Genomic DNA, 26,884 nt, shown 5'->3' on the forward strand with positions numbered 1-26,884 from the left:
GGGATCGACCTGGTCCGTGAGATGTTCCGTATCGCCGACGGCGAGGAACTGGGCTACGACGACCCCGCGCTGCGCGGACACTCGTTCGAGTTCCGGATCAACGGTGAGGACCCGGGCCGCAACTTCCTGCCCGCCCCCGGCACGGTCACCCGCTTCGACGCCCCCTCGGGCCCCGGTGTCCGGCTGGACGCCGGCGTGGAGTCCGGCAGTGTGATCGGCCCGGCCTGGGACTCGCTGCTGGCGAAGCTGATCGTGACCGGCCGCACCCGCAAGGAGGCCCTGGAGCGGGCCGCCCGCGCGCTCGACGAATTCACCGTCGAGGGCATGGCCACCGCGATCCCCTTCCACCGCGCGGTGGTGAAGGATTCGGCGTTCGCCCCGGAGCTGACCGGATCGGCCGACCCGTTCACGGTCCACACCCGCTGGATCGAGACCGAGTTCGTCAACGAGATCAAGCCGTTCGCCGCTCCCGCCGACGCCGAGGCGGAGGAGGAGGGCGGCGGCCGCGAGACGGTCGTCGTCGAGGTCGGCGGCAAGCGTCTGGAGGTGTCCCTCCCGGCCTCGCTGGGCATGTCCCTGGCCCGCACCGGTCTCGCCGCGGGCGCCAAGCCCAAACGCCGCGCGGCCAAGAAGTCCGGCCCCGTCGCCTCCGGCGACACCCTCGCCTCACCCATGCAGGGCACGATCGTCAAGATCGCCGTCGAGGAGGGCCAGGAGGTCCAGGAAGGCGACCTCATCGTCGTCCTGGAGGCCATGAAGATGGAACAGCCCCTCAACGCGCACAAGGCCGGCACCATCAAGGGCCTGACCGCCGACATCGGCGCCTCCATCACCTCCGGCGCCGCGATCTGCGAGATCAAGGACTGAGGCACAGCCGGTGCCTGGTGGGCCGGAAAGCCGCCCCACCAGGCACCAGCACCCCACGAGCCCCCTCGGAGGCAACCCCCTTCAGGGCCCCCGAGGGGCGCGGGGAACGACGCGAACACCCACAACGGACCCGCACCGGGAACAGGCAGGCCGGCACCCAGGGGCGCGGGGAACCACGTGAACACCCACAACGGGCCCGCACCCAAGACGCATCGCCCGCCACCCCAGGGGCGCGGGAAACCGCGCGAACGACCACGACGGACCCGCGGCCGCAGGACGGCCTGCCCCTCAGACCGCGGGGCCGCCGAGCCGCCCGCAGGCTACCGCCGGCGCAGGTCGGCGACCCGCGCCCGCTCCGCCCCCGTCGGCTCACCCAGCCCCGCCGCGGACCGCAACGCCGACGCTCCGGGCGCGTGTCCCCGCCGGGGCCCGGGCAGGGCCCGCTGCTGACGCGCCGCAGGCCCTTGGTCACCCCCCAGGCCCCCGCTCGCCCCGGCCACGGCGATCTGCACCCCCTGATCGGCAAGGGCCTGCAGCTCCGTGACGGCCCGGTCGTCGTGGCCGGGTGGCTCGTCGGTGACCAGACGGGTGATGAGATCCGTCGGCACGGTCTGGAACATCGTGTCCGTGCCGAGCTTGGTGTGGTCGGCGAGGACCACGACCTCCGCGGCGGCCTGCACCAGCGCCCGGTCGACGGACGCCGAGAGCATGTTGGACGTGGACAGCCCGCGCTCGGCGGTGAGCCCGCTCCCGGACAGGAAGGCCTTGGACACCCGCAGCCCCTGCAGGGACTGCTCGGCGCCGGAGCCGACGAGGGCGTAGTTGGAGCCGCGCAGGGTGCCGCCGGTCATCACGACCTCCACCCGGTTGGCATGGGCCAGCGCCTGCGCCACCAGCAGGGAGTTGGTGACGACGGTCAGTCCGGGCACCCGGGCGAGCCGGCGGGCCAGCTCCTGGGTGGTGGTACCCGCACCGACCACGATGGCCTCGCCCTCTTCGACGAGGCCCGCGGCGAGGTCGGCGATGGCCGTCTTCTCCGCGGTCGCGAGATGGGATTTCTGCGGAAAGCCGGACTCCCGCGTGAATCCGCCCGGCAGTACCGCACCGCCGTGCCGGCGGTCGAGGAGTCCTTCTGCCTCCAGCGCGCGCACGTCCCGCCGTACGGTCACTTCGGAGGTCTGGACGACGCGGGCGAGTTCACGGAGCGACACGGCACCGTTCGCTCGCACCATTTCGAGGATCAATTGGCGACGTTCAGCAGCGAACACGAAACTGACAGTAACCCCAGCGACCGTCTGCTTTCAGCAGTTTGCGCCGAATAGCAGAAGTTGTTCGCATGGTGAGGCGGGAGGTGGTATAGAGCCTACTCGCCCCGACTATGCCGTACGCAAACGCGGCAACTCCCCGTGACCAGCGGGAAGTTGGGGGATCGTCAGGCCTCGGCGCTCGCCTTGCGCGTATGCAGCTGCCGGGCGACCTCCGCGATCGACCCCGAAAGGGAGGGGTACACGGTGAACGCGTTCGCGATCTGTTCGACCGTCAGATTGTTGTCGACGGCGATCGAGATGGGGTGGATGAGTTCCGAGGCGCGGGGCGCCACGACCACACCGCCGACGACGATGCCCGTGCCCGGCCGGCAGAAGATCTTCACGAAGCCGTCCCGGATGCCCTGCATCTTGGCGCGCGGGTTGCGCAGCAGGGGCAGCTTCACGACCCTCGCGTCGATCTTGCCCGCGTCCACGTCCGCCTGCGAGTACCCGACGGTGGCGATCTCGGGATCGGTGAAGACGTTCGAGGAGACCGTCTTCAGGTTCAGCGGGGCCACCGCGTCGCCGAGGAAGTGGTACATGGCGATCCGGCCCTGCATGGCGGCGACGGACGCGAGGGCGAAGACGCCGGTCACGTCGCCGGCCGCGTAGACGCCGGGAGCGGTCGTCCGCGAGACCTTGTCGGTCCAGATGTGGCCCGACTCGCGCAGCTTGACGCCCGCCTCCTCCAGGCCGAGCCCGGCGCTGTTCGGGATGGCGCCGACGGCCATCAGGCAGTGGGAGCCGGTGATGACCCGGCCGTCGGACAGCGTCACCTCGACCCGGTCGCCGACCCGCTTGGCGGACTGCGCGCGCGAGCGGGCCATGACGTTCATGCCACGGCGCCGGAAGACGTCCTCCAGCACGGCGGCGGCGTCCGGGTCCTCGCCGGGCAGCACGCGGTCCCGGGACGAGACCAGGGTGACCTTGGAGCCCAGGGCCTGGTAGGCGCCGGCGAACTCGGCGCCGGTGACGCCGGAGCCGACCACGATCAGCTCGTCCGGCAGCTCGGTGAGGTCGTAGACCTGGGTCCAGTTCAGGATGCGCTCGCCGTCCGGCTGGGCGTCGGGCAGCTCGCGCGGGTGGCCGCCGGTGGCGATGAGGACGGCGTCGGCGGGGAGGGTCTCCTCGGTGCCGTCGGCGGCGGTGACGACGACCTTGCGGGAGCCGTCCAGGGCCTGCATGCCGTCCAGCCGGCCGCGGCCGCGCATGACCCGGGCGCCGGCCCGCGTCACGGACGCGGTGATGTCGTGGGACTGGGCGAGCGCGAGCCGCTTCACCCGCCGGTTGACCTTGCCCAGGTCCACCCCGACCACCCGGGCCGCCTGCTCCAGGGGAGGGGTGTCGTCGGCGACGATGATCCCCAGCTCCTCGTACGAGGAGTCGAAGGTGGTCATCACCTCGGCCGTGGCGATGAGGGTCTTCGACGGCACGCAGTCGGTCAGCACCGACGCTCCGCCCAGACCGTCGCAGTCCACGACGGTCACCTCCGCGCCGAGCTGGGCGGCCACCAGGGCCGCCTCGTATCCGCCGGGTCCGCCACCGATGATCACGATCCGAGTCACGTACCCCATTGTCCCGCACGCTTCAAGGTGCTGATGCCCCGGGGCGCGCCAGGGAGCCGACCGGGGCGGAAGTGACCCGCGTCCCCCCTGCCGTACCCTGCCTCCATGTCGCTCTATGCCGCGTACGCCGGCAACCTCGACGCGCGGCTGATGTCGCGCCGCGCACCGCACTCGCCGCTGCGCGCCACCGGTTGGCTGAACGGCTGGCGGCTGACCTTCGGCGGGGAGCAGCTGGGCTGGGAGGGCGCCCTGGCGACACTCGTGGAGGACCCGCTGGCGCAGGTCTTCGTCGGCCTGTACGACCTCGCACCCCTGGACGAGGAGTCGCTGGACCGGTGGGAGGGCGTGGGGCTCGGCCTCTACCGTCGGATGCGGGTGCGCGTGCACACGCTGGACGGCGAGGAACCGGCCTGGGTGTACATCCTGAACGGGTACGAGGGCGGGCTGCCCTCGGCGCGGTATCTGGGTGAGGTCGCCGACGCCGCGGAGTCCGCCGGGGCGCCGCACGACTATGTGATGGAACTCCGCAAGCGCCCCTGCTGAGCCCGGGCGGGCCGGGCGCCCGCGGATTTTCCCGCACTTTTGCCCACCGTTTGTGGAAAACGACAAGACAACGATTGCGAACCCGTGGGCTCTGTCATCTACGCGCGTAGGCGCAGACCGGCTACCCTCGTCGGCGTGAACGCATCTCTTCTCCCGGACGACATCCAGGGCGCCGCCCCAGCAGACCCCAGGGCCGCCGCCGACGCCGCCGCCGCGCGCCTGCGCGCCCTCACCGGCGCCGAGACCCACGACGTCGCCCTCGTGATGGGCTCCGGCTGGGCTCCGGCCGTCGACGCACTGGGCACACCCGACGCCGAGTTCCCGGTCACCGAGCTGCCCGGCTTCCCGCCGCCGGCGGTCGAGGGGCACGGCGGCAAGGTCCGCTCGTACTCCTTCGGCGGCAAGCGTGCCATGGTCTTCCTGGGCCGCACGCACTACTACGAGGGCCGTGGCGTCGCCGCCGTGGCGCACGGTGTGCGCACCGCCGTCGCCGCCGGCTGCAAGACCGTGGTCCTCACCAACGGCTGCGGCGGCCTGCGCGAGGGCATGCGCCCCGGCCAGCCGGTGCTGATCAGCGACCACATCAACCTGACGGCGACCTCCCCGATCGTCGGCGCCAACTTCGTCGACCTGACGGACCTCTACTCGCCGCGCCTGCGCGCCCTGTGCAAGGAGATCGACCCCTCCCTGGAGGAGGGCGTCTACGCGCAGTTCCCCGGCCCGCACTACGAGACCCCGGCCGAGATCCGCATGGCCCGTGTCATCGGCGCGGACCTGGTCGGCATGTCCACGGTCCTCGAGGCGATCGCCGCACGCGAGGCCGGTGCCGAGGTGCTGGGCATCTCCCTGGTCACCAACCTGGCCGCGGGCATGACCGGCGAACCCCTCAACCACGAGGAGGTCCTCCAGGCCGGCCGCGACTCGGCGGCCCGCATGGGCCAGCTGCTGGCGCGGGTGCTGGACAAGATCTGACCGGCCCGCGGCCCCGGCGCACGCGCCGGGCCACGGCGCCGACGGCCGGAGCGGCCGACGAAAGCAACGCCCCGCCGACGCCCCCGAAGCCGGCCGCGCCCCATCGGGCGAAACGCGGCCCGGCTTCACGGGCACGGTCCCGCGGTCATCCGATGTCCTACGCACGGCGGACCGGTTCCCCGGGGCACGGGACGGCGGGCCGGGGGCCGGGGCGGAGTCCCCGGCCGGACAGGCAGACACAGGAGAGGTTGATCCCAAGGTGCACGACGATCTCATCGCCCGGGCCAGGACATGGCTCGCCGAGGACCCCGACACGGAGACCCGTGACGAACTCGCCGAGCTGATCGACGCCGGCGACACGAAAGAACTGTCGGCCCGCTTCTCCGGCACCCTCCAGTTCGGCACCGCCGGCCTGCGCGGCGAACTCGGCGCCGGTCCCATGCGCATGAACCGCAGCGTCGTCATCCGGGCCGCCGCCGGCCTCGCCGCGTACCTGAAGAGGAACGGGACCCCCCACGGGGGCGACGACGCCGGCCTCGTCGTCATCGGCTACGACGCCCGCCACAAGTCCGCCGACTTCGCCCGGGACACCGCCGCCGTGATGACCGGTGCCGGCCTGCGCGCGGCCGTGCTCCCGCGCCCCCTGCCCACGCCCGTCCTCGCCTTCGCCATACGGCACCTGGGCGCGGTCGCCGGCGTGGAGGTCACCGCCAGCCACAACCCGCCGCGGGACAACGGCTACAAGGTGTACCTGGGCGACGGTTCGCAGATCGTCCCGCCCGCCGACGCGGAGATCGCCGCCGAGATCGACGCGATCGTCTCCCTGCACGACGTACCCCGCCCGGACGCCGGCTGGGAGATCCTCGACGACGCGGTCCTGGACGCCTATCTGGCCCGTACGGACGCCGTCCTGGCCGCCGGCTCCCCGCGCACCGCCCGCACGGTCTACACGGCGATGCACGGCGTCGGCAAGGACGTCCTGCTCGCCGCCTTCGCCCGCGCCGGCTTCCCCGAGCCGGTGCTGGTCGCCGAACAGGCCGACCCCGACCCGGACTTCCCGACGGTCGCCTTCCCCAACCCGGAGGAGCCGGGCGCGATGGACCTGGCGTTCGCCCGGGCCCGCGCCACCGACCCGGACCTGATCGTCGCCAACGACCCGGACGCCGACCGCTGCGCGGTGGCGGTGAAGGACGGCGGCGACTGGCGCATGCTGCGCGGCGACGAGGTCGGCGCCCTGCTCGCCGCCCACCTGGTGCGGCGGGGGGCGAGCGGCACCTTCGCCGAGTCGATCGTCTCCTCCTCGCTGCTCGGCCGGATCGCCGCGAAGGCGGGCCTGCCGTACGAGGAGACCCTGACCGGCTTCAAGTGGATCGCCCGCGTGGACGGCCTGCGCTACGGCTACGAGGAGGCCCTCGGCTACTGCGTGGACCCCGAGGGCGTGCGCGACAAGGACGGCATCACGGCCGCGCTGCTGATCACCGAGCTGGCCTCCGTGCTCAAGGAGGACGGCCGCACGCTGCTCGACCTCCTCGACGACCTCGCCGTGGAGCACGGCCTGCACGCCACCGACCAGCTGTCGGTGCGGGTCGAGGACCTGTCGCTGATCGCCGACGCGATGCGCCGCCTGCGCGAACAGCCGCCGACCGGGCTGGCCGGTCTCGCCGTCACCCGGGCCGAGGACCTCACCCGGGGCACGGACCGGCTGCCGCCCACCGACGGCCTGCGCTACACCCTCGACGGCGCCCGCGTCATCGTCCGCCCGAGCGGCACCGAGCCCAAGCTCAAGTGCTACCTGGAGGTCGTCGTACCGGTCGACGGGCACGCCGGACTGCCGGCGGCGCGCGCCCGCGCGGCCGAGCTGCTCGCGGCCGTCAAGCGGGACCTGTCGGCGGCCGCCGGCATCTGAGTCCTTCGCACGAAAGCGCCGGGCGGTCGCGGGTCCCGCGGCCGGCCGGCGCTTTCGTGCGGCCGCCTCATCGGTCCGGCGGGCCAGGGCCCGAGCGGTCCGGCGGAACCTGGGCCTCAGCCCACCGCCAGCAGGACCGCCAGCAGGATCGCGCCGGCCACCGCCGGGGCGATCACCTCGTACGCCCAGCGGACCGTCGGCTCGCCCTGGGCGGTCTCCGCCTCCCCGCGCCGCTCCAGCAGCTCGCGCAGGTCGTCCATGACCTGGTCGGTGTCCGCCCGGGCCGGCCCGGTCTCCGCGCCGCGCAGGGCGAACCCGCCGAGGCCGAAGCCGCTCGGCCCGAGCCCGCCGAGCCGGCCGCCCGGCATCGTGCCCCGGGCCGCGTCCGCCGCCGCCCGCTGCTGCCGGCGTGCCGCCTTCTTGCGGGCCCGCAGCGAGACCGGGACGGCCCACAGCTGGTACTTGGCGCCGGACTCGGCCACGACCTCGTTGGAGAAGCTCGAGCGCAGGCCCGAGACCCGGCCCCAGGGGAGGGTGATCAGACGGAAGGGGTTGCGGATGCGCAGCCGGTCCTCGTTCGCGAAGACCGCGGGCCGGAGCGTGAAGGCCACGACCAGCGGAATGACCAGGATCATGCCGGCGAGCGCCAGCCAGGGGGCGCGGTCGCGGCCCTTGACCAGCGCGTCGATGCCGAGCCAGCAGACGACCACGAGCAGCAGCACACCGCCCGCCAGGGCCATGGGCGAGCGGTAGATCCGGTCCTTGGCTCCGGGCACCGGAGGCTGTGACGCGGGTGACTGGTGGGCAGGGGTCGTCATGGCCCCGATTCTGCCCTACGCCCCCGCCACCCGGCCGCCCCGCCCGGGCACCGCGGTCTCCGTCTCGACGCCGGGGCCGGAGCAGCCACCCCCGGCCCCCTCGCCATCGTCGGCGCCCCCACCCGACGCCGTTCCCGGGGTATACATTCGCTACGCGCGTAGATATGCTCGTCTGGTGACCATGCCCACCACTGCACCCACAGCACACTCCCCCACGGCTCAGCGCGTGGGCGGGGCCCCCATCGCAGACGTCACCGCGTCCGACAGCACCCTGCGCCGCTTTCTGCACGGGCTGCCCGGCGTCGACGCGGTCGGCCTGGAGGCGCGTGCCGCGTCTCTCGGCACCCGTTCCATCAAGACCACCGCCAAGGCGTACGCCATCGACCTCGCCATCTCGATGGTCGACCTGACGACGCTCGAGGGTGCGGACACCCCGGGCAAGGTCCGGGCGCTCGGCGCCAAGGCGGCCCACCCGGACCCCACGGACCGGACGACCCCGACCACGGCGGCCGTCTGCGTCTACCCCGACATGGTGGCCGTCGCCAAGGAGGCCGTCGCCGGTTCCGGCGTCAAGGTCGCCTCGGTCGCCACCGCCTTCCCGGCCGGCCGCGCCGCCCTCGAGGTGAAGCTGGCCGACGTGCGGGACGCCGTCGCCGCCGGTGCCGACGAGATCGACATGGTCATCGACCGGGGCGCGTTCCTCGCCGGCAAGTACCTGAAGGTGTACGACGAGATCGTCGCCGTGAAGGAGGCCTGCGGGGACAGCGCCCGGCTGAAGGTCATCTTCGAGACCGGCGAGCTGTCGACGTACGACAACATCCGCCGCGCCTCCTGGCTCGGCATGCTGGCCGGCGCCGACTTCATCAAGACCTCCACCGGCAAGGTCGCCGTCAACGCGACCCCCGCCAACACCCTGCTGATGCTGGAGGCGGTGCGCGACTTCCGCGCCCAGACCGGCGTCCAGGTCGGCGTGAAGCCCGCCGGCGGCATCCGCACCACCAAGGACGCCGTCAAGTTCCTGGTCCTGGTCAACGAGACCGCCGGCGCGGACTGGCTGGACAACCACTGGTTCCGCTTCGGCGCCTCCTCGCTGCTGAACGACCTGCTGATGCAGCGCCAGAAGCTGGCCACCGGCCGCTACTCCGGCCCCGACTACGTGACGGTGGACTGATCATCATGGCTTCCGTATTCGAGTACGCACCGGCGCCCGAGTCCCGCTCGGTCGTCGACATCGCCCCGTCCTACGGCCTGTTCATCGACGGCGAGTTCGTCGAGGCGGCCGAGGGCAAGGTCTTCAAGACGGTCAGCCCCTCCACCGAGGAGGTCCTCTCCGAGGTCGCGCGGGCCGGTGCCGAGGACGTGGACCGGGCCGTCAAGGCCGCCCGCAAGGCGTTCGAGAAGTGGTCGGCCCTGCCCGGCTCCGAGCGCGCCAAGTACCTGTTCCGCATCGCCCGGATCATCCAGGAGCGCAGCCGTGAGCTGGCCGTCCTGGAGACGCTGGACAACGGCAAGCCGATCAAGGAGACGCGCGACGCGGACCTCCCGCTGGTCGCCGCGCACTTCTTCTACTACGCGGGCTGGGCGGACAAGCTCGACCACGCCGGCTTCGGCGCGAACCCGCGCCCGCTGGGCGTGGCCGGCCAGGTCATCCCGTGGAACTTCCCGCTGCTGATGCTGGCCTGGAAGATCGCCCCGGCACTGGCCGCCGGCAACACGGTCGTCCTGAAGCCCGCCGAGACGACCCCGCTCTCCGCGCTCTTCTTCGCGGACATCTGCCGTCAGGCCGGTCTGCCCAGGGGTGTCGTCAACATCCTCCCGGGCTACGGCGACACGGGCGCCGCGCTCGTCGGGCACCCGGACGTGAACAAGGTGGCCTTCACCGGCTCCACGGCAGTGGGCAAGGAGATCGCCCGCACCGTCGCCGGAACGCGCAAGAAGCTCACCCTGGAACTGGGCGGCAAGGGCGCCAACATCGTCTTCGACGACGCCCCGATCGACCAGGCCGTCGAGGGCATCGTCACCGGCATCTTCTTCAACCAGGGCCAGGTCTGCTGCGCCGGCTCCCGGCTGCTCGTCCAGGAGTCGATCCAGGACGAGCTGCTGGACTCCCTCAAGCGCCGGCTGTCCACGCTCCGCCTCGGCGACCCGCTGGACAAGAACACCGACATCGGCGCGATCAACTCCGCCGAGCAGCTGGCCCGGATCACCGCGCTGACCGAGCAGGGCGAGGCGGAGGGCGCCGAGCGCTGGTCGCCGGCCTGCGAACTGCCCTCCGCCGGCTACTGGTTCGCGCCGACGCTGTTCACGAACGTCACCCAGGCGCACACCATCGCGCGCGACGAGATCTTCGGCCCGGTGCTGTCGGTCCTCACCTTCCGCACGCCGGACGAGGCGGTCGCCAAGGCGAACAACACCCAGTACGGCCTGTCGGCCGGCATCTGGACCGAGAAGGGCTCGCGCATCCTGGCCGTCGCGAACAAGCTCCGGGCCGGTGTCGTCTGGTCCAACACGTTCAACAAGTTCGATCCGACCTCGCCGTTCGGCGGCTACAAGGAGTCGGGCTTCGGTCGCGAGGGCGGCCGCCACGGCCTGGAGGCTTACCTCGATGTCTGACCGTCTGAGCGTCTTCAAGACCTACAAGCTGTACGTCGGCGGGAAGTTCCCGCGTTCCGAGAGCGGCCGGGTGTACGAGGTGACCGACTCCAAGGGCACGTGGCTGGCCAACGCCCCCCAGTCGTCCCGCAAGGACGCCCGGGACGCGGTCGTGGCCGCGCGCAAGGCGTTCGGCGGCTGGTCCGGCGCGACCGCCTACAACCGCGGCCAGGTCCTCTACCGCGTCGCGGAGATGCTGGAGGGCCGCCGGGAGCAGTTCGTGCGCGAGGTGGCCGAGGCCGAGGGGCTGTCCAAGTCCAAGGCGGCGGCGGTCGTGGACGCCACGATCGACCGCTGGGTCTGGTACGCGGGCTGGACCGACAAGATCACCCAGGTGGTCGGCGGCGCCAACCCGGTCGCGGGGCCGTTCTTCAACCTCTCCTCCCCGGAGCCGACCGGCGTGGTCGCCGTCGTGGCCCCGCAGGAGTCGTCCTTCCTCGGCCTGGTCTCGGTGCTGGCCCCGGTGATCGCCACCGGCAACACCGCGGTCGTCATCGCCTCCGAGAAGTCCCCGCTGCCCGCCCTCTCGCTGGGCGAGGTGCTGGCCACCTCCGACGTGCCGGGCGGTGTGGTCAACATCCTGACCGGCCGTACGGCGGAGATCGCCGCGCCGCTGGCCGCCCACCAGGACGTCAACGCGATCGATCTCGCAGGCGCCGACGAGGCGCTGGCGAAGGAGCTGGAGATCGCGGCGGCGGACAATCTGAAGCGCGTGCTGCGTCCACAGGCTGTGGATCACTTCGAGACGCCGGGGATCGACCGGATGACGGCGTTCCTGGAGACGAAGACGGTCTGGCACCCGACGGGGTCGCTCGGCGCGTCCGGTTCGGCGTACTGAGTCGCTCCGCCTGCCGGGTGACGGTCGCACCCGGCCGCCGGGCGGCGGCGGGGAACTGCGTCGGCCTGCCGGCCGCGGGTCGTTCGCGGCCGGTGGCGCAGTTCCCCGCGTCCCTCGGCGCGTTCAGTGGCCCGGTCCCCCGAGCGCCTGGCCCAGCACCGGCACACTCCCCAGCGAGGGTGCCTGCGCCAGCGGGCGCGTCAGCATCTGGGAGGACAGCGGCTTGAAGTCGCCCAGCTGGGTGGCGACCCCGTTGTCGAGCGGGTCGACCCCCGTGCCGGCCAGCGGGTTGGGCTTGAGCCCGGCGACCGGTCCGGTCACGTAGCCGACCATGCCGGTCGCGGCGCCGACACCCGCCTGCGGGTCCACTTTGCCGAAGTCCAGGGGCCGGTAGGCCAGGCCCAGAGCGGGGACCGAGTCGGCGGACGCCGTCGCCGCCCCCGCCCCGAGGGCCGCCCCCGCGGCCGCCAGGGTGATCAGGACGCGGCGGGCCGCGGGGTGCTGGGAAGAGGTGTGTCGGGCCATCACTGGTGCCGCCTTCTGGTGCGCAGGGTAATGAGTTCGACACGAAGGGTAGTTGAGGGCCGTCTCACGCTCAAAAGGCGACCCGCGGGGTCGGCAGACGGCCCCCCATACGTCAAACTGGTGTTCCGTGAGCATTCATCCGCCGTCCCCCGCCCGCGTCGTGCTGCTGTGCGGCCCCTCGGGCTCGGGCAAGTCCCTCGTCGCGGCCCGTTCCGGGCTCCCCGTCCTGCGCCTGGACGACTTCTACAAGGAGGGCGACGACCCGACCCTGCCCGTGGTGGAGGGGAGTTCGGACATCGACTGGGACCACCCGGAGTCCTGGGACGCGGACATCGCGGTCGAGGCCATCGCCCGGCTGTGCGCCTCGGGATCGACGCCGGTCCCGGTCTACGACCTCGCGCTGAGCGCCCGTACCGGCGAGGAGACGCTGCACATCGGCCGCACCCCGCTGTTCATCGCCGAGGGCATCTTCGCCGCGGAGATCGTCGGGCGCTGCCGGGAGCGGGGCCTGCTGGCCGACGCGCTGTGCCTGACCCGCGGCCCGGTCACCACCTTCCGGCGGCGCTTCCTGCGCGATCTGCGGGAGGGCCGCAAGTCGGTGCCCTTCCTGCTGCGCCGCGGCTGGCGGCTGATGCGCGCGGAACGGTCGATCGTCGCCCGGCAGACGACGCTCGGCGCCCACCCGTGCGACCGTGACGAGGCGCTGGGCCGGCTGGCGGCGGCCGCGGCCGGCCGCAGGACCCCCCGGCAGCCGGTGGCCTGACCGCCGTTGCCGCGCGCACGCGAAACGGGACTGGTCGGACCCCCCGGCCCACCAGTCCCGTTCCTCTGTGCTCCCCCGTGCCCCCGTGGGACCCACCCCCCAGTGGTTCCCCGGTTCCCCGCCCCCCGGAGTCACCCCCCGGTGACCCCTGCCTTCAGGCGACCAGTTCGCCGAAGGCGTCCTCCTCGTCACGGCCGAAGCTGAGGACCTCGTCCTCGCGCAGCCGGCGGAGCGACCGCCAGATGCTGGACTTCACCGTGCCGACACTGATGCCGAGGATGCCGGCGATCTCCGGGTCCGTGCGGCCCTCGTAGTAGCGCAGGACCAGCATGGTGCGCTGCGGTTCGGGCAGCCGGGACAGCGCCTGCCACAGCACCGCGCGCAGCTCGGTGCCGCGCATCGCGTCCGTCTCGCCGGGCGTCTCCGGCAGTTCCTCGGTCGGGTACTCGTTGAGCTTGCGGCGCCGCCAGGCGCTGATGTGCAGGTTGGTCATGGTGCGCCGGAGGTAGCCGCCGACGGCCGCCTTGTCGCTGATCCGGTCCCACGCCCGGTACGTCGAGAACAGCGCGCTCTGCAGCAGGTCCTCGGCCTCGAAGCGGTCGCCGGTCAGGTGGTAGGCGGTGGCGTACAGGGAGGCGCGGCGCTCCTGGACGTAGGCGGTGAACTCCGCCTCCGACAGCGAACGACGCTCCCCCGGGACCTCCCCGTACGCGTCTCCCCCGTGCGTCTCCCCCGTGCGGGCGTCGACCACCGTCATGTAGGCGGTGTGCTGACGCCCGGTGCCGCGAGCGCACCCCCGCGGGCTCACGGCACCGGACTTCTCGGAACCCCGGTGCACGTCGTGCAGACGCGTGACAACTGCGCTGGTGCTGATGCTGTGCAGCGTGTTCATCTCGCGCTCCCCGTCGTGGACTTCCGGTGATTCGGTCGGGCTCCGGGCCGTTCCGGCTCGTCGCCGTGCCCGTGTCCAAAAGACTGCCGGGGCCACTTCATGGCCGTGTCCGTCGACTGTCACAGACCTGTCACAGGGGCCCGCCACACGGCTGTCACACAGGGCGCACAGGTGGTGGCGGTGTGCGGGGATCGGTCCCACAGGTCGTCCACCACCCCCTCCATGGGCCAGAATGAGCCCCGTGCCTTCCCTGTTGCTGATCGAGGACGACGACGCCATCCGCACGGCCCTGGAGCTCTCTCTGACGCGCCAGGGACACCGGGTGGCCACCGCTGCCAGCGGCGAGGACGGTCTGAAGCTGTTGCGCGAGCAGCGGCCGGACCTGATCGTGCTGGACGTGATGCTGCCCGGCATCGACGGCTTCGAGGTGTGCCGGCGCATCCGGCGCACCGACCAGCTGCCGATCATCCTGCTCACCGCGCGCAACGACGACATCGACGTGGTGGTCGGACTCGAGTCCGGCGCCGACGACTATGTGGTCAAGCCGGTGCAGGGGCGGGTGCTGGACGCCCGGATCCGGGCCGTGCTGCGCCGCGGGGAGCGTGAGTCCAGCGACTCGGCGACGTTCGGCAGCCTCGTCATCGACCGGTCGGCGATGACCGTGACGAAGAACGGCGCCGATCTGCAGCTGACCCCGACCGAGCTGCGGCTGCTGCTGGAGCTGAGCCGGCGGCCCGGCCAGGCGCTGTCCCGGCAGCAGTTGCTGCGGCTGGTGTGGGAGCACGACTACCTGGGCGACTCGCGCCTGGTGGACGCGTGCGTGCAGCGGCTGCGCGCCAAGGTGGAGGACGTGCCCTCCTCGCCGACCCTGATCCGTACCGTCCGTGGTGTCGGCTACCGCCTGGACTCGCCTCAGTGACCGACACACGAGGGGGGCTGCGCGGCTGGACCGCGGGGCGCAAGGGAAGTCTGTCGCGGCTGCGGTTCACCAGCCTCAGGCTGCGGCTGGTCGTGGTCTTCGGTCTGGTCGCGCTCACCGCCGCGGTGTCGGCGTCGGGCATCGCCTACTGGCTGAACCGGGAGGCGGTGCTCACCCGGGCCCAGGACGCGGTACTGCGCGACTTCCGGCAGGAGATGCAGAACCGGGCCGGGGCGCTGCCCGAGCACCCCACGCAGGACGCCCTGCAGCGCGTCGCGGGCCAGATGGCCGCCGACAGCCAGCACTTCAGCGTGCTGCTGGTGGGTCAGGGTGCGGACGGCCGGACGGTGTACGGCAACTCGGGCGGCATCAACGGCTTCTCGCTGGAGGACGTGCCCGCGTCGCTGCGCGCGGCCGTGGACAAGCGGCAGAAGGTGACCGGCTCCGGCAAGGAGCCGTACCACCTGTACTGGCAGCGGGTCACGGACGGCGGCACGCCCTATCTGGTGGCGGGCACGCGGGTGATCGGCGGCGGTCCGACCGGCTACATGGCGCAGTCCCTGGAACCGGAGGCCAAGGACCTCAACTCGCTGGCCTGGTCACTGGGCATCGCCACCGGACTCGCGCTGATCGGCGCCGCGCTGCTCGCGCAGGCCGCCGCCACGACCGTACTGAAGCCGGTGCACCGGCTCGGGGTGGCCGCCCGGCGGCTGGGCGAGGGCAGGCTGGACACCCGGCTCCAGGTCTCCGGCACGGACGAACTCGCCGATCTGTCACGGACGTTCAACCTCGCGGCCGAGGCGCTGGAGCACCGGGTCGCGGAGATGGCCGCCCGCGACAACGCCTCGCGCCGGTTCGTGGCCGACATGTCCCACGAGCTGCGCACGCCGCTGACCGCCATCACCGCCGTGACGGAGGTGCTGGAGGAGGAGCTGGAGTCGGAGGCCGGCGGCATCGACCCCATGGTGGAGCCCGCCGTGCGGCTCGTCGTCAGCGAGACCCGTCGGCTGAACAACCTGGTCGAGAACCTGATGGAGGTCACCCGCTTCGACGCGGGCACCGCCCGGCTGGTGCTGGACGACGTCGACGTCGCCGACCAGATCACGGCCTGCATCGACGCCCGGGCCTGGCTGGACGCGGTCGAGCTGGACGCCGAGCGCGGCATCCACGCCCAGCTGGACCCGCGCCGGCTGGACGTCATCCTCGCGAACCTGATCGGCAACGCCCTCAAGCACGGCGGATCGCCGGTGCGGGTGTCGGTGCGGCAGGCGGACGAGGAGATGGTGATCCAGGTCCGCGACCACGGTCCGGGCATCCCCGAGGACGTCCTCCCGCACGTCTTCGACCGCTTCTACAAGGCGAGCGCCTCCCGGCCGCGTTCCGAGGGCAGCGGCCTCGGGCTGTCCATCGCCCTGGAGAACGCCCACATCCACGGCGGCGAGATCACCGCCGCCAACTCCCCCGAGGGCGGCGCGGTCTTCACGCTGCGCCTGCCCCGGGACGCCTCCCGGCTGACCGAGGAGGCCGACGCGAACGAGCACGACGACAGGGCCGGCCGGAGCGGCGGTTCGGGGAAGGAGGGGTCATGACCGTGCGACGCCTGCTGGCGCTGCCCCTCCTGGGCGCACTGCTCACGGGCTGCGGCATCCGGGCCACGGAGGTGCCGACCGACTTCGGGGCGGCACCCTCCCGTGCGGCGTGCTCGCTGGCCGCGCCCGACGCGTCCACGCAGTCCGGGCACGGGGTGCCCGTGCAGGTCTTCCTGCTGTGCGGGGCCTCCCTGGTGACCGTCGACCGGGCGGTGCGGGTTCCGGACGGCACCCCGGACGCCCCGCGCCGGGTGATCGTGGCGCAGGGGCTGCTGGACCAGCTCGCCGCGTCGCCGTCGGCCGCGGAGAAGGCGGCCGGTTACACGACGCACGTGCCGGGCGGCCTGAGCGTGGCCGGGCCCGGCCCGAAGGACCCCGAGGACACCCTGCGGCTGAGCACCGCCCCGAGCCGCCTCACCTCGTATGCTCTCGCCCAGCTCGTCTGCACCCTGTCCGACTCCGCCGCCACCGAGGGCGACGGCTCGGTCATCCTGGCCGGCCCCGGCACGGCGCCGCTGCGCCGCTACGAGTGCACCGACGACGTCCGCAGCCGCCCCGGCCGCACCCGGCCGCCGTCCGGCGACGTCGCGGGCTGACGGGCACCGCCGGGGCTCCGGCCCTCGCGTGGTGGTGTCCGCCGTAGCCCCGTTTCCCGGCCACGGCGCACGGAACCCGTCAGGAGACCGGGCGGTATGGAACCGATCGTGCCCGGCGCTGCGTCTAGGGGGGCGTGCAGCGTCAAGGCTCCATCGGCGGCAGCGCCGCGATCCGCATCCGGCTGACGGGGGGTGTTCTCCTCGTCGCCCACCTGGCTCTCGTCGCCTGGCTGATGCTGCGGCCGCTGGACGTGCCCTGGGTGATGCCCCCCAACCTGCGCCCGCTGGCGGGCATCCGGGCCGATCTGGCGCTGGGCTGGCCCGCGGCGGTCAGACCTCTCGCCGAGGGGCTGGGCCTGCTCGCCCCGCTGGGGGTGCTGCTGCCGATGGCCCACGGCAGGCTGACCGTCTCCCCGCTGGCCTCCCTGCTCCGTACGGCGGCCGCGGGCGCCCTGGTGTCCCTCGGCATCGCCCTGCTGCAGACCGGGGTCCCGGGCCGGGTGGTGGACGTCGACTCGGTGCTGCTGAACACCCTCGGGGTACTGCTGGCCCACCTGGCGGTCGTCCCGGCCGGGCGGGCCCGGCTGCGGCGCCGCGAGGGGTGCGAGCCCGCCGGGGTGGAGCCGGTCACCGTCCCGGAGGGCCCGGCTCAGGGTCTCACCCCGACGATTCCCAGGGTCGGGATCGCCCCGTAGAGCGACGCTTCGCCCGCTTCGTCTCCGTACCGTGGAAGACAGCTGGGGACGCCATCGGGGCGGCCCCGCAGGCGGCCCGGTAGCGGGCCGGCGACCACGGAGGAGCCCACATGACCGCGCTTGCCCGCCCCACCCGAGGCCGCATGATCGGCGGAGTGTGCGCCGCGCTGGCCCGGCGCTTCGGCACCTCGGCGACGACGATGCGGATGATCTTCCTGCTCTCCTGTCTGCTGCCGGGCCCGCAGTTCCTGCTCTACATAGCGCTGTGGATCCTGCTGCCCTCGGAGGACAAGGCCCGCACCGCCGCCTGGTGAGCCCCGCGCACACCGGCGCCGCCGGGGCGCTCCCGGACGGACCGGGGCGCCCCGACGGCGTCGCTGGAGGCCGGGATCAGCCGACCGGGATCCCGTTCACCGGCAGGCCGTGGGTGGGCAGGCCCTTCAGCGGCCGTCCGCCCAGGAGGCCCGCGACCGGCTTGGTCGGGCCCTCGGCGATGACGCTCTCGGCGACCGGCCGGGCGGCCGCAAGGCCCTTTCCGACGGCCGGCATCGCGGCCTCGGCACCCTTGGCGGCGACCGGCTTGGCCTGCTTCAGCGCGCCGCTGTCGGGCAGCGCCTGGACGATCTGGGAGGGCGGCAGCGCCTTGGTGACGGTGTCCAGGGTCTGCGCGGAGTTCGGGACGGCCGGGGCCGCGGTGGCCATGCCCGCACCTGCGGCGGCGAAGGCGGCACCGAGGGCGGCGACACCGAGGGTCTTGGCGACAGACTGCTTCATGGCGAATGCGTCCTTGAATGCGGAGACGGGGAACAGAAAAAGATCTGAGCGGTCCACGACCGTAAACATCCCGGGCCACCCCCCGCAAACACCGAAATGCGGACGCCCTGTGAAAGCGCGCCCGCATCTCGTACCGCGGATCACTCGGAGACTAGCCCTGCTGGCCGCCAGAACCGCTGGTAGAGGCCGTCTGCTGGAACAGCCATTCGGATTTCAGCTCGGCATATCCGGGCTTGATCACGTCATTGATCATCGCGAGCCGTTCATCGAAAGGAATGAACGCTGATTTCATCGCATTGACGGAGAACCACTGCATGTCGTCGAGCGTGTAGCCGAACGCCTCGACGAGGTGCTCGAATTCCCGGCTCATCGTGGTGTGCGACATCAGCCGGTTGTCGGTGTTCACAGTGGCCCGGAAGTGCAGCCGGCGCAGCAGCCCGACGGGGTGCTCGGCGTAGGAGCGCGCGGCCCCGGTCTGGAGGTTGGAGCTGGGGCACAGCTCCAGCGGGATCCGCTTGTCACGGACGTACGAGGCGAGCCGGCCGAGCTGGACCGAGCCGTCCTCGCGGACCTCGATGTCGTCGATGATGCGCACGCCGTGCCCGAGCCGGTCGGCACCGCACCACTGCAGCGCCTGCCAGATGGACGGCAGCCCGAAGGCCTCACCGGCATGGATGGTGAAGTGGTTGTTCTCGCGTTTGAGGTACTCGAAGGCGTCGAGGTGCCGGGTGGGCGGATAACCGGCCTCGGCGCCGGCGATGTCGAAGCCGACCACGCCGGAGTCCCGGTGGCGGTTGGCGAGTTCGGCGATCTCCAGGGAGCGGGCCGCGTGCCGCATGGCGGTCAGCAGCGCGCCGACCCGGATCCGGTGGCCGTCCTCCCGGGCGAGTCGCTCGCCCTGCCGGAACCCCTCGTTCACGGCCCCGACCACCTGCTCCAGGGTCAGTCCGCCTTCGAGGTGCTGCTCGGGCGCGTACCGCACCTCGGCGTAGACGACCCCGTCCCGGGCGAGATCCTCGGCGCACTCGCGGGCGACCCGGATCAGCGCCTCGCGGGACTGCATCACGCCGACGGTGTGGCCGAAGGTCTCCAGGTACCGTTCCAGCGAGCCGGAGTCGGCGGCCTCGCGGAACCAGATCCCCAGCTTTTCCGGGTCGCTCTCGGGAAGCTCCGAGTAGCCGTTGTCCCGGGCGAGTTCGACGACGGTGGCCGGGCGCAGCCCGCCGTCGAGGTGATCGTGCAGCAGAACCTTGGGCGCGCGGCGGATCTGGTCCGGCGTCGGAGCGTGCGCCGGCACGGCCGCCGGGACGGACCCGGTCGGTGCAGTCTGGCTCGTCATTTCCGCACTCTACTGCCTACGCGCGTAGAGCACCCGGGGTACGCGGGAGACTTTTCCGCCGATACGCAACGGTGACCGCACGTACGGGTTTGGTACACCGCGCCTTCTGACACTGTTCTGTCATGGGACAGCAAGTGACGCCGGCCCGAACGGCCGGGCTGGGAAAGGCAGTCGGCCCGGAGCCGGCGTCGGTCGGCGGAGCGGTGCTGCTGCTCCCCGGTGGTGAGGAGGTCTCCGCTCGCAGGCCGTCCCCCGTCTGGGCGGCGGCCGTCGTGCGCTCCCTGGGCCGCCGCATCGCCCGCGCCGGCCGCGAGGAAGGGCTGGCGGTCCACACCGTGCACTACCGCTACCGGGGCTGGAACGGCGGCGAGGCCCATCTGGCGGCGGACGCCGAGTGGGCCGCCGACGAGGTCGTACGCCGGTACGGGGACGTTCCGGTGTGTCTGGTCGGCGTGGACATGGGCGGCCGGGCGGCGCTGCGCGCGGGCGGGCACGAGGCGGTCAACTCCGTCGTCGCGCTGGCCCCCTGGCTGCCGGAGGACGACGTCGCCGCTCCCGCCGAGCCGGTGAAACAGCTGGTGGGGCGGCGGGTGCTGATCGTGCACGGCACCAATGACGAACGCACCGATCCCGAACTGTCGTTCCGGTTCGCCGCGCGGGCGAAGAAGGCGAATCGGGAGGTGTGCCGGTTCGAGGTGCATTCCGACGGCCACGGGCTGCACGGCCACCGGGACGAAGTGCACTGCCTGTCGGCGGACTTCGTGATGGGGGCGTTGTTCGGGCGCCCCCTGTCCCGGCCGGTGGAGGACGCGCTGGCCGCGCCGCCGCCGATCGGGCTCCGGATGCCGTTGGCCGCGGGGTTCGGCAAGTCGCTGAGTTGGTAGGGCACGCAGGTGCGGCAAGCCGCTGAAGCGGTAGGGCAGCGGGCGGTGCGGCGGGTGGGGCGGGCAGGAGTCCCGTACGGGCCGCCGCCGGGCCTCGGCGCGGGGCCGAGCCCCTCAGGGCAGCAGATTGCCCCTTCTGGAGAGCAGGAACCTCTTGAAGGCGGCCACCGGGGGCGTGTCCGGGCGGTCGGCCAGCCAGGCGACCCCGATCTCCCGGGCCGCCCTGGGGGCGGTGACCGTCAGCTCCACGACCCCCGGTCTCGGCACGGTCGGAGGCGGCAGGAGAGCGACGCCGAGCCCCGCCGCCACCAGCCCCCTGAGCGTCTCCGCCTCCTCGCCCTCGAAGGCGACCTTCGGGCGGAAACCCGCCTGGCGGCACAGATCGTCGGTGATGCGCCGGAGACCGTAGCCCGGCTCCAGGGTGACGAAGGTCTCCTCGGCCGCCTCGGCCAGGCGGATGCGGCGACGGCCGGCCAGGGGGTGGTCGGCGGGGACGACCAGGCGGAGCTTCTGTTCGTCCAGACGCCGGGCGACCAGGTCGGGGGCGTCCGGCACCGGGGAGGTCAGGCAGAGGTCCAGCTCGCCCGCGCGCAGCCGCTCCAGCATCGCCTCGCCGTAGTTCTGGACCAGGCTGAAGCGCACGCGCGGATGGTCGGCGCGGAAGGCGTGCAGCAGGCCCGGCACGGTCTCCGCGCCCATGGTGTGCAGGAAACCGAAGGCGACCTTGCCGGTGGCCGGGTCGGCGTCCGCGCGGACCTCCTCGACTGCGCGTTCGACCTCGGCCAGGGCCCGCTCGACGGAGGCGAGGAAGGTCCGGCCCGCGGTGGTCAGGGAGACCGTGCGACCGTGGCGGGCGAACAGGTCGACGCCCAGGTCCTGCTCCAGGCGGGCCATCGCGCGCGACAGGGTGGACTGGGGGACGTTCATCTCGTGGGCGGCCCGGGTGACGTGCTCGGTACGGGCCACGCCCACGAAGTTGGCGAGCCGGGGCGCGAGCAGCCTCGACATCTCGGCCATGTCTTCTGTGTCACCGGATGGTGACAGCCGCTCCTGTGACCTCTGCTGATGCACCATGGGAACGATTATGGCGATTCCATGCATTGGACGGATGAGAGGGTGCGTCCCTACGGTCGAAGCATGTCTCCCGCCAGTACCGGGGCGTCCACCACCGTGGACGCCGTCCCGCCCCTCCCCTCCTCCGACTCCCCGGCCGCGTCCGCGTCCGACACCCGGCTGACTCCGGGCGGCCCCGGTTACCGCCGGATGAGCTTCGCCCTCTTCCTCGCCGGCGTCGCGACCTTCGCCCTCCTGTACTCCACGCAGGCGCTGCTGCCGCTGATCTCCGGCGAGTTCGGGGTGGCGGCGAGCGAGGCCAGCTGGACCGTGGCGGCCGCGACCGGCGGACTGGCCCTCTTCGTCCTGCCCATGAGCGCCCTGTCGGAGCGCTTCGGACGCCGTACGGTGATGACGGCCTCGCTGGCCGTCGCGGTCACGGTCGGGATGCTGGTGCCCTTCGCACCGTCGATCGGCGCACTGGTGGTGCTGCGAGCGGTCCAGGGCGCGGCGCTGGCCGGACTGCCGGCCTCGGCGACGGCGTACCTGGCCGAGGAGGTCCGGCCGAAGGCGCTGGTCACCGCGATCGGCCTGTTCGTCGCGGGCAACAGCGTCGGCGGCATGAGCGGTCGCGTGATCACCGGCTGGGTGGCCCAGGAGTGGGGCTGGCGGGTCTCGGTCGGTGTGATCGGCGTCCTCGCGGTCGGGTGCGCGGTGGCGTTCCGGCTGCTGCTGCCGGCGCCGCAGCACTTCAGGGCGGGCTCGCTGCGCCCGCGCGTCCTGCTCGGCACGGTCCGCGACCACCTCTCCGACCCGCTGCTGCGCCGCCTGTACGCGATCGGCGCGCTGTTCATGACGGTGTTCGGCGGCGTGTACACGGTGATCGGCTATCGCCTCACGGAGGCGCCGTTCGGCCTGCCGCAGGGCATCGTGGGCTCGATCTTCCTGGTCTACCTGGTGGGTACGGTGTCGGCGTCCACGGCCGGCCGTCTGGTGGGCCGCCTGGGCCGCCGGGGCGCGCTGTACCTGGCCGGCGGCACCACCGCGGCGGGGCTGCTGCTGTCGCTGGCCCCCTCGCTGCCCCTGGTGCTGCTGGGCCTGGTCCTGATCACGGCGGGCTTCTTCGCCGGGCACGCGGTCGCCTCCTCGGCGGTCAGCAAGACGGCCACGCACGGCCGCGCCCAGGCCTCGGCGCTCTACCAGTCCGCGTACTACATCGGCTCCAGCGCCGGCAGCACGGTCGGCGCGACGGCCTTCCACGCGAACGGCTGGACCGGCACGGTCGGCGTCGGCCTGCTCGCGGTCCTCGGCGTCGTGTCGATCACCGTCCTCGGTTCGCGGGCTGCCCGGGTGGCGGCCCGCCGGGAACCGGTCGCGGCGCACTGAGCCGGCGGCCGGGGGCGCCCGGTGGTCGGCGCGCTCCGGGCGGGTCCGCGAAGCAACCACTCCGAGCTGGCCCTTTCCCCAGTCGGGGGGCCGTTGTCAGTGGGCTGCGGTAGCTTCCCAAGTGCTGGGGCGCGACGGCGCGCGGACAGAACGGCCACAGGGGTGGGTGGACGATGGGCAACAGCACGGCGACGGCGGACCTGGACGTCGCACTGGAGAAGCACCGGACCGAGTTGACCGGGTACTGCTACCGGATGCTCGGTTCCTCCTTCGAGGCCGAGGACGCGGTGCAGGACACCCTGGTGCGGGCCTGGCGGAGCTACGCCAAGTTCGAGGGCCGTTCCTCGCTGCGCTCCTGGCTGTACCGGATCGCGACGAACGTATGCCTGGACATGCTGACGGCGGGCGGCAAGCGGGCCCGCCCGATGGACCTGACCGAGGCCACCCCGCTCGCCCGGGCGGCGCTCTCGCCCCGCCCGGACAGCATCTGGCTGGAGCCGATGCCGGACGCACGCGTGCTGCCGACGGTGCAGGACCCGGCGGAGGCGGCGGTCGCCAAGGAGTCGATCCGGCTGGCCTTCATGGCGGCCCTGCAGCAGCTGCCACCCAAGCAGCGGGCGGTGCTGATCCTGCGCGAGGTGCTGGCGTGGAAGGCCAGCGAGGTCGCCGAGCTGCTCGACACCTCGGTCGCCTCGGTCAACAGCGCGTTGCAGCGGGCCAGGGCCACACTCGCCGAGCGCGGGGACTCGGGTGGCGAGGGCGCCGTGTCCGACCCGCTCGACGAGGAGCAGCAGAAGCTCCTGGAGCGGTACGTCAAGGCCTTCGAGGGCTACGACATGACGGCCCTGACGGCGCTGCTGCACGAGGACGCCGTCATGACGATGCCGCCGTTCGACCTGTGGCTGCGGGGCACCGCCGACATCACCGGCTTCATGACCACCATCGGCGCCTCCTGCGCCGGGTCCCGGCTGCTGCCGGTCCGGGCCAACGGCCTGCCGGGCTTCGCGCACTACAAGCCGGACCCGGAGGGCGGCGGGTTCAGCCCGTGGGCGGTGCAGGTGCTGGAGCTGTCAGAAGGCCGGATCACCGGATTCCACTGCTTCCTCGACACCCAGCGCTGGTTCCCCCTCTTCGGGCTGCCCCTCCACCTGGAAGCGGAGTCCGACGAGGTCGAGAAGGGCGTGTAGCGCGGGATCCGGGTCCCGCAGCCGTATCCGCCCGCCGCTCCGGCGGGCGGCCAGCTGCAGCCTGGCCAGCAGGTCCACGGCGCCGAGCCCCGGCGGCCCGAGACCGCCCACGTCGCACACCACGACCTCGCTCTCACCGCCCTCCAGCAGGGCGCGTACGTCGGCGCACAGCCCCGGCACCCGGTCACGACTGACGGGGCCGGGCAGCACGAGCACGGCGGGAGTCCTGGCATCCACGTGCGGTAGACCGGCGGGGCGGGCGGAACTCATCGCCCGGGACCGGGCCGGGACTCGTCGCCCGGGACCGGGCCGGAACTCGTCGCCCGGCACCGGGCCGGAACTCGTCGCCCGGGACCGGGCCAGGACCGTGGGCCCGGATCTGCCGCTCCGCCCGGTGACCTCCCTCCGCCCGCCGAGGTCGTCGAAGATCACATTGACCGGCCCGCCTCCCACGCCGGAGGGTGGGGGTCGTGGCGGGGGTGCTGAGCGGGTTCGCGGTGATCGCGGTGGTCATCGGGCTGGGCTATGTGCTGGGGCGGCGCGGGACGCTCGGCGAACAGGCCCGGGAGGTGCTGACGAGGCTGGCCTTCACCGTGGCCGGCCCGGCGCTCCTCTTCACCACCCTCGCCGAGGCCGACCTCTCGGTCCTCTTCTCCGGCCGGCTGCTCGTCACCGCCCTGAGCACGGCGGCGGTCTGCGGCGCCTTCGTGACGGTCGGCGTGCTACGGCGCTGGGGCGTGGGCCGTACGACGATCGGCGCCCTGTGCTCGGGTTACGTCAACTCGGGCAACCTCGGGATCCCGATCGCCGCGTACGTGCTGGGCGACGCTTCCCTGGTGGCGCCGGTGCTGCTCTTCCAGGTCGTGCTGGTCACCCCCGTCGCCCTCACGGTCCTGGACCTGTCCGGCGGAGGCGAGAAGGGCACGGTGTGGCGGCGCCTGCTGACCCCGCTGCGCAATCCGATCGCCGTGGGGTCCCTGTCCGGGGTGGTGGTGTCGGCGGCGGCCTGGCGCGTTCCCGGGCCGGTCATGGACCCGCTCACCCTGATCGGCAACATGTCCGTCCCGGCAGCCCTGCTGGCCTTCGGCATGTCCCTGCACGGCAGCGCGGTCCCAGGCCGGGGGCGCGAGCGGCGGCCGGTCCTGCTGTCGGTCGCGCTCAAGGCACTGGGCCAGCCGCTGGTCGCCTGGATCCTGGCCACGACCGCGTTCGGCCTGCGCGGCGCCTCCCTGCTGGACGTGGTCGTCACCTCGGCCCTGCCCGCGGCCCAGAACCTCTTCACGTACGCCAGCAGCTACCGGGTCGCCGAATCCCTGGCCCGCGAGTCGGTCCTGCTGTCGACGATCGTCTCGGTACCGGTCCTGGTGGGGGTGACGGCGGTACTGGGCTGACGCCCGGGCCGGTCGACGGGGAACCCGGCGGTGTCTCCGGGCGGACGGGACCGGTGGAGGTCCACCGGTCCCGTTCGCCCGACAGAGGGAAGTGCAGGTCAGGCGATACGTTCCCGCACCACCGGGGTGGCCTGGAAGTCCGTGCCCGGGGCCGCGATGTCGTACGAGTCGGCCACCGCCCGGAGCGCGTAGTCGAAGCGCTCGGGGGTGTCGGTGTGCAGGGTGAGGAGGGGCTGGCCCTCGGTCACCGTGTCGCCCGGCTTGGCGTGCAGCTCGACACCCGCACCGGCCTGCACCGGGTCCTCCTTGCGGGCGCGGCCGGCGCCCAGCCGCCAGGCGGCGACACCGACGCCGTAGGCGTCCAGACGGGTGAGGACACCGGAGGACGGGGCCTTGACGACGTGCTGCTCCTTGGAGGTGGGCAGCGCGGCGTCCGGGTCGCCGCCCTGCGCCGCGATCATCCGGCGCCACACGTCCATCGCCGAGCCGTCGGCCAGCGCCTTCGCGGGGTCGGCGTCCTTGATGCCGGCCGCGTCGAGCATCTCGCGGGCCAGGGCGATCGTCAGCTCCACGACGTCCGCGGGGCCGCCGCCGGCCAGCACCTCGACCGACTCGCGGACCTCGAGGGCGTTGCCCGCGGTCAGACCCAGCGGGGTGGACATGTCCGTCAGGAGCGCGACCGTCTTCACACCGTGGTCCGTGCCGAGTCCGACCATCGTGGACGCCAGTTCGCGGGCGTCCTCGATCGTCTTCATGAAGGCACCGGTGCCGACCTTCACGTCGAGCACCAGCGAGCCGGTGCCCTCGGCGATCTTCTTCGACATGATCGAGGAGGCGATCAGCGGGATCGCCTCGACCGTACCGGTGACGTCGCGCAGCGCGTACAGCTTCTTGTCCGCGGGGGCCAGGCCGTCGCCGGCCGCGCAGATCACCGCGCCGGTGGTGTCGAGGACGTGCAGCATCTCCTCGTTGGAGAGCAGGGCGCGCCAGCCGGGGATCGACTCCAGCTTGTCCAGGGTGCCGCCGGTGTGGCCGAGGCCGCGGCCGGAGAGCTGGGGCACGGCCGCGCCGCAGGCGGCGACGAGCGGCGCCAGGGGCAGCGTGATCTTGTCGCCGACGCCACCCGTGGAGTGCTTGTCGGCCGTCGGGCGGGACAGCGCCGAGAAGTCCATGCGCTCGCCGGAGGCGATCATGGCCGCCGTCCAGCGGGCGATCTCGCGGCGGTTCATGCCGTTCAGCAGGATCGCCATGTTGAGCGCGGCCATCTGGTAGTCGGCGACCTCACCACGGGTGTACGCGTCGATGACCCAGTCGATCTGCTCGTCGGTCAGCTCGCCGCGGTCCCGCTTGCTGCGGATGACGGAGATGGCGTCCATGGCCATGGCTGATGGCTTCCTTCCGGGAGGTGCGAAGTGCACGGCCC

Annotated in this window: 27 protein-coding genes; 17 read left to right on the forward strand and 10 right to left on the reverse strand. The window is 72.8% G+C overall.

The window, feature by feature from the left end:
- Positions 1 to 867, forward strand: an 867-nt coding sequence (locus ACGFT2_RS08825) for a biotin/lipoyl-containing protein (RefSeq protein ID WP_393274971.1), incomplete at its 5' end; no start/stop codon positions are given.
- Between the two features lie 320 nt (positions 868 to 1,187).
- On the opposite strand, the gene ACGFT2_RS08830 is transcribed toward ACGFT2_RS08825, so the two are convergent.
- Positions 1,188 to 2,111, reverse strand: a complete 924-nt coding sequence (locus ACGFT2_RS08830; RefSeq protein ID WP_393276267.1) for a DeoR family transcriptional regulator — start codon at positions 2,109 to 2,111, stop codon at positions 1,188 to 1,190.
- Between the two features lie 188 nt (positions 2,112 to 2,299).
- Entirely contained in the window at positions 2,300 to 3,748 is a 1,449-nt protein-coding gene (locus ACGFT2_RS08835; protein WP_393274973.1) for an NAD(P)H-quinone dehydrogenase, read from the reverse strand.
- Positions 3,749 to 3,844: 96 nt separating this feature from the next.
- Here ACGFT2_RS08835 and ACGFT2_RS08840 point away from each other — a divergent pair, with 96 nt between their 5' ends.
- From ACGFT2_RS08840 to ACGFT2_RS08850, 3 genes are all read left to right on the forward strand, one after another.
- The gene (locus tag ACGFT2_RS08840) at positions 3,845 to 4,282 is read left to right on the forward strand and encodes a gamma-glutamylcyclotransferase (protein ID WP_393274975.1); all 438 of its coding nucleotides are present in this window, start codon (positions 3,845 to 3,847) and stop codon (positions 4,280 to 4,282) included.
- 135 nt (positions 4,283 to 4,417) lie between these two features.
- Complete coding sequence (locus ACGFT2_RS08845; RefSeq protein WP_393274977.1) at positions 4,418 to 5,254, forward strand: purine-nucleoside phosphorylase; 837 nt, start codon at positions 4,418 to 4,420, stop codon at positions 5,252 to 5,254.
- Between the two features lie 259 nt (positions 5,255 to 5,513).
- Positions 5,514 to 7,160: a phospho-sugar mutase gene (locus ACGFT2_RS08850; protein ID WP_393274979.1), complete on the forward strand. Its 1,647-nt coding sequence runs from the start codon at positions 5,514 to 5,516 to the stop codon at positions 7,158 to 7,160.
- A 116-nt stretch (positions 7,161 to 7,276) separates the two neighbouring features.
- Here ACGFT2_RS08850 and ACGFT2_RS08855 read toward each other — a convergent pair whose 3' ends face one another.
- Positions 7,277 to 7,978 (reverse strand): PH domain-containing protein, encoded by a 702-nt coding sequence (locus tag ACGFT2_RS08855; RefSeq protein ID WP_393274981.1) that lies wholly within the window; start codon positions 7,976 to 7,978, stop codon positions 7,277 to 7,279.
- A gap of 181 nt (positions 7,979 to 8,159) precedes the next feature.
- On the opposite strand from ACGFT2_RS08855, the gene deoC reads away from it, so the two are divergent.
- Genes deoC through ACGFT2_RS08870 form a run of 3 tightly spaced genes read left to right on the forward strand, consistent with a single transcriptional unit; the run spans position 8,160 to position 11,468 of the window.
- A complete protein-coding gene (deoC, locus tag ACGFT2_RS08860; RefSeq protein ID WP_393274983.1) occupies positions 8,160 to 9,149 on the forward strand; it encodes a deoxyribose-phosphate aldolase in 990 nt (329 codons plus the stop codon).
- 5 nt (positions 9,150 to 9,154) lie between these two features.
- On the forward strand, positions 9,155 to 10,591 hold the full coding sequence (locus ACGFT2_RS08865; protein ID WP_393274985.1) for an aldehyde dehydrogenase family protein: 1,437 nt from the start codon (positions 9,155 to 9,157) through the stop codon (positions 10,589 to 10,591).
- Positions 10,584 to 11,468 (forward strand): aldehyde dehydrogenase family protein, encoded by an 885-nt coding sequence (locus ACGFT2_RS08870; protein WP_393274987.1) that lies wholly within the window; start codon positions 10,584 to 10,586, stop codon positions 11,466 to 11,468. The genes ACGFT2_RS08865 and ACGFT2_RS08870 overlap by 8 nt, the downstream gene beginning before the upstream one ends.
- Positions 11,469 to 11,591: 123 nt before the next feature.
- On the opposite strand, the gene ACGFT2_RS08875 is transcribed toward ACGFT2_RS08870, so the two are convergent.
- Entirely contained in the window at positions 11,592 to 11,993 is a 402-nt protein-coding gene (locus tag ACGFT2_RS08875; protein ID WP_393274989.1) for a hypothetical protein, read from the reverse strand.
- Between the two features lie 127 nt (positions 11,994 to 12,120).
- On the opposite strand from ACGFT2_RS08875, the gene ACGFT2_RS08880 reads away from it, so the two are divergent.
- Positions 12,121 to 12,756, forward strand: coding sequence for a uridine kinase (locus tag ACGFT2_RS08880; protein WP_393274991.1), 636 nt, complete (start codon positions 12,121 to 12,123; stop codon positions 12,754 to 12,756).
- A gap of 154 nt (positions 12,757 to 12,910) precedes the next feature.
- Here ACGFT2_RS08880 and ACGFT2_RS08885 read toward each other — a convergent pair whose 3' ends face one another.
- On the reverse strand, positions 12,911 to 13,648 hold the full coding sequence (locus tag ACGFT2_RS08885; protein WP_393274993.1) for a SigE family RNA polymerase sigma factor: 738 nt from the start codon (positions 13,646 to 13,648) through the stop codon (positions 12,911 to 12,913).
- A 241-nt stretch (positions 13,649 to 13,889) separates the two neighbouring features.
- On the opposite strand from ACGFT2_RS08885, the gene afsQ1 reads away from it, so the two are divergent.
- From afsQ1 to ACGFT2_RS08910, 5 genes are all read left to right on the forward strand, one after another.
- On the forward strand, positions 13,890 to 14,567 hold the full coding sequence (gene afsQ1, locus ACGFT2_RS08890) for a two-component system response regulator AfsQ1 (RefSeq protein WP_353600656.1): 678 nt from the start codon (positions 13,890 to 13,892) through the stop codon (positions 14,565 to 14,567).
- A complete protein-coding gene (locus ACGFT2_RS08895) occupies positions 14,564 to 16,156 on the forward strand; it encodes an ATP-binding protein (RefSeq protein ID WP_393274996.1) in 1,593 nt (530 codons plus the stop codon). The genes afsQ1 and ACGFT2_RS08895 overlap by 4 nt, the downstream gene beginning before the upstream one ends.
- Positions 16,153 to 16,752 carry a hypothetical protein gene (locus ACGFT2_RS08900; protein WP_393274998.1) on the forward strand — a complete coding sequence of 200 codons (600 nt, stop codon included), beginning with the start codon at positions 16,153 to 16,155 and terminating at the stop codon, positions 16,750 to 16,752. The genes ACGFT2_RS08895 and ACGFT2_RS08900 overlap by 4 nt, the downstream gene beginning before the upstream one ends.
- A 134-nt stretch (positions 16,753 to 16,886) precedes the next feature.
- Positions 16,887 to 17,447, forward strand: a complete 561-nt coding sequence (locus ACGFT2_RS08905) for a VanZ family protein (protein WP_393275000.1) — start codon at positions 16,887 to 16,889, stop codon at positions 17,445 to 17,447.
- A 110-nt stretch (positions 17,448 to 17,557) separates the two neighbouring features.
- Positions 17,558 to 17,761, forward strand: coding sequence for a PspC domain-containing protein (locus tag ACGFT2_RS08910; protein ID WP_393275002.1), 204 nt, complete (start codon positions 17,558 to 17,560; stop codon positions 17,759 to 17,761).
- 76 nt (positions 17,762 to 17,837) lie between these two features.
- Here ACGFT2_RS08910 and ACGFT2_RS08915 read toward each other — a convergent pair whose 3' ends face one another.
- Both ACGFT2_RS08915 and ACGFT2_RS08920 read right to left on the reverse strand, forming a co-directional pair.
- The gene (locus ACGFT2_RS08915) at positions 17,838 to 18,221 is read right to left on the reverse strand and encodes an ATP-binding protein (protein ID WP_393275004.1); all 384 of its coding nucleotides are present in this window, start codon (positions 18,219 to 18,221) and stop codon (positions 17,838 to 17,840) included.
- 151 nt (positions 18,222 to 18,372) lie between these two features.
- The gene (locus ACGFT2_RS08920) at positions 18,373 to 19,560 is read right to left on the reverse strand and encodes an adenosine deaminase (protein WP_393275006.1); all 1,188 of its coding nucleotides are present in this window, start codon (positions 19,558 to 19,560) and stop codon (positions 18,373 to 18,375) included.
- Between the two features lie 122 nt (positions 19,561 to 19,682).
- Here ACGFT2_RS08920 and ACGFT2_RS08925 point away from each other — a divergent pair, with 122 nt between their 5' ends.
- On the forward strand, positions 19,683 to 20,444 hold the full coding sequence (locus ACGFT2_RS08925; RefSeq protein ID WP_393275008.1) for a prolyl oligopeptidase family serine peptidase: 762 nt from the start codon (positions 19,683 to 19,685) through the stop codon (positions 20,442 to 20,444).
- Positions 20,445 to 20,558: 114 nt separating this feature from the next.
- Here the strand turns inward: ACGFT2_RS08925 and ACGFT2_RS08930 are convergent, their stop codons facing one another.
- Positions 20,559 to 21,518: a LysR family transcriptional regulator gene (locus ACGFT2_RS08930; protein ID WP_393275010.1), complete on the reverse strand. Its 960-nt coding sequence runs from the start codon at positions 21,516 to 21,518 to the stop codon at positions 20,559 to 20,561.
- Positions 21,519 to 21,581: 63 nt separating this feature from the next.
- On the opposite strand from ACGFT2_RS08930, the gene ACGFT2_RS08935 reads away from it, so the two are divergent.
- A complete protein-coding gene (locus tag ACGFT2_RS08935; protein ID WP_393275012.1) occupies positions 21,582 to 22,883 on the forward strand; it encodes an MFS transporter in 1,302 nt (433 codons plus the stop codon).
- Between the two features lie 173 nt (positions 22,884 to 23,056).
- Positions 23,057 to 24,070, forward strand: coding sequence for a sigma-70 family RNA polymerase sigma factor (locus tag ACGFT2_RS08940; RefSeq protein WP_393275014.1), 1,014 nt, complete (start codon positions 23,057 to 23,059; stop codon positions 24,068 to 24,070).
- Here ACGFT2_RS08940 and ACGFT2_RS08945 read toward each other — a convergent pair.
- Positions 23,954 to 24,340: an STAS domain-containing protein gene (locus ACGFT2_RS08945; protein WP_393276270.1), complete on the reverse strand. Its 387-nt coding sequence runs from the start codon at positions 24,338 to 24,340 to the stop codon at positions 23,954 to 23,956. The two genes, ACGFT2_RS08940 and ACGFT2_RS08945, sit on opposite strands and share 117 nt — an antisense overlap.
- Positions 24,341 to 24,540: 200 nt before the next feature.
- On the opposite strand from ACGFT2_RS08945, the gene ACGFT2_RS08950 reads away from it, so the two are divergent.
- On the forward strand, positions 24,541 to 25,461 hold the full coding sequence (locus ACGFT2_RS08950; RefSeq protein WP_393275016.1) for an AEC family transporter: 921 nt from the start codon (positions 24,541 to 24,543) through the stop codon (positions 25,459 to 25,461).
- 98 nt (positions 25,462 to 25,559) lie between these two features.
- On the opposite strand, the gene ACGFT2_RS08955 is transcribed toward ACGFT2_RS08950, so the two are convergent.
- The gene (locus tag ACGFT2_RS08955) at positions 25,560 to 26,837 is read right to left on the reverse strand and encodes a thymidine phosphorylase (RefSeq protein WP_393276273.1); all 1,278 of its coding nucleotides are present in this window, start codon (positions 26,835 to 26,837) and stop codon (positions 25,560 to 25,562) included.
- Positions 26,838 to 26,884 lie beyond the last annotated feature (47 nt).

Source organism: Streptomyces sp. NPDC048514 (assembly GCF_043199955.1).
In the GTDB taxonomy this organism is placed as follows: Bacteria; Actinomycetota; Actinomycetes; order Streptomycetales; family Streptomycetaceae; genus Streptomyces.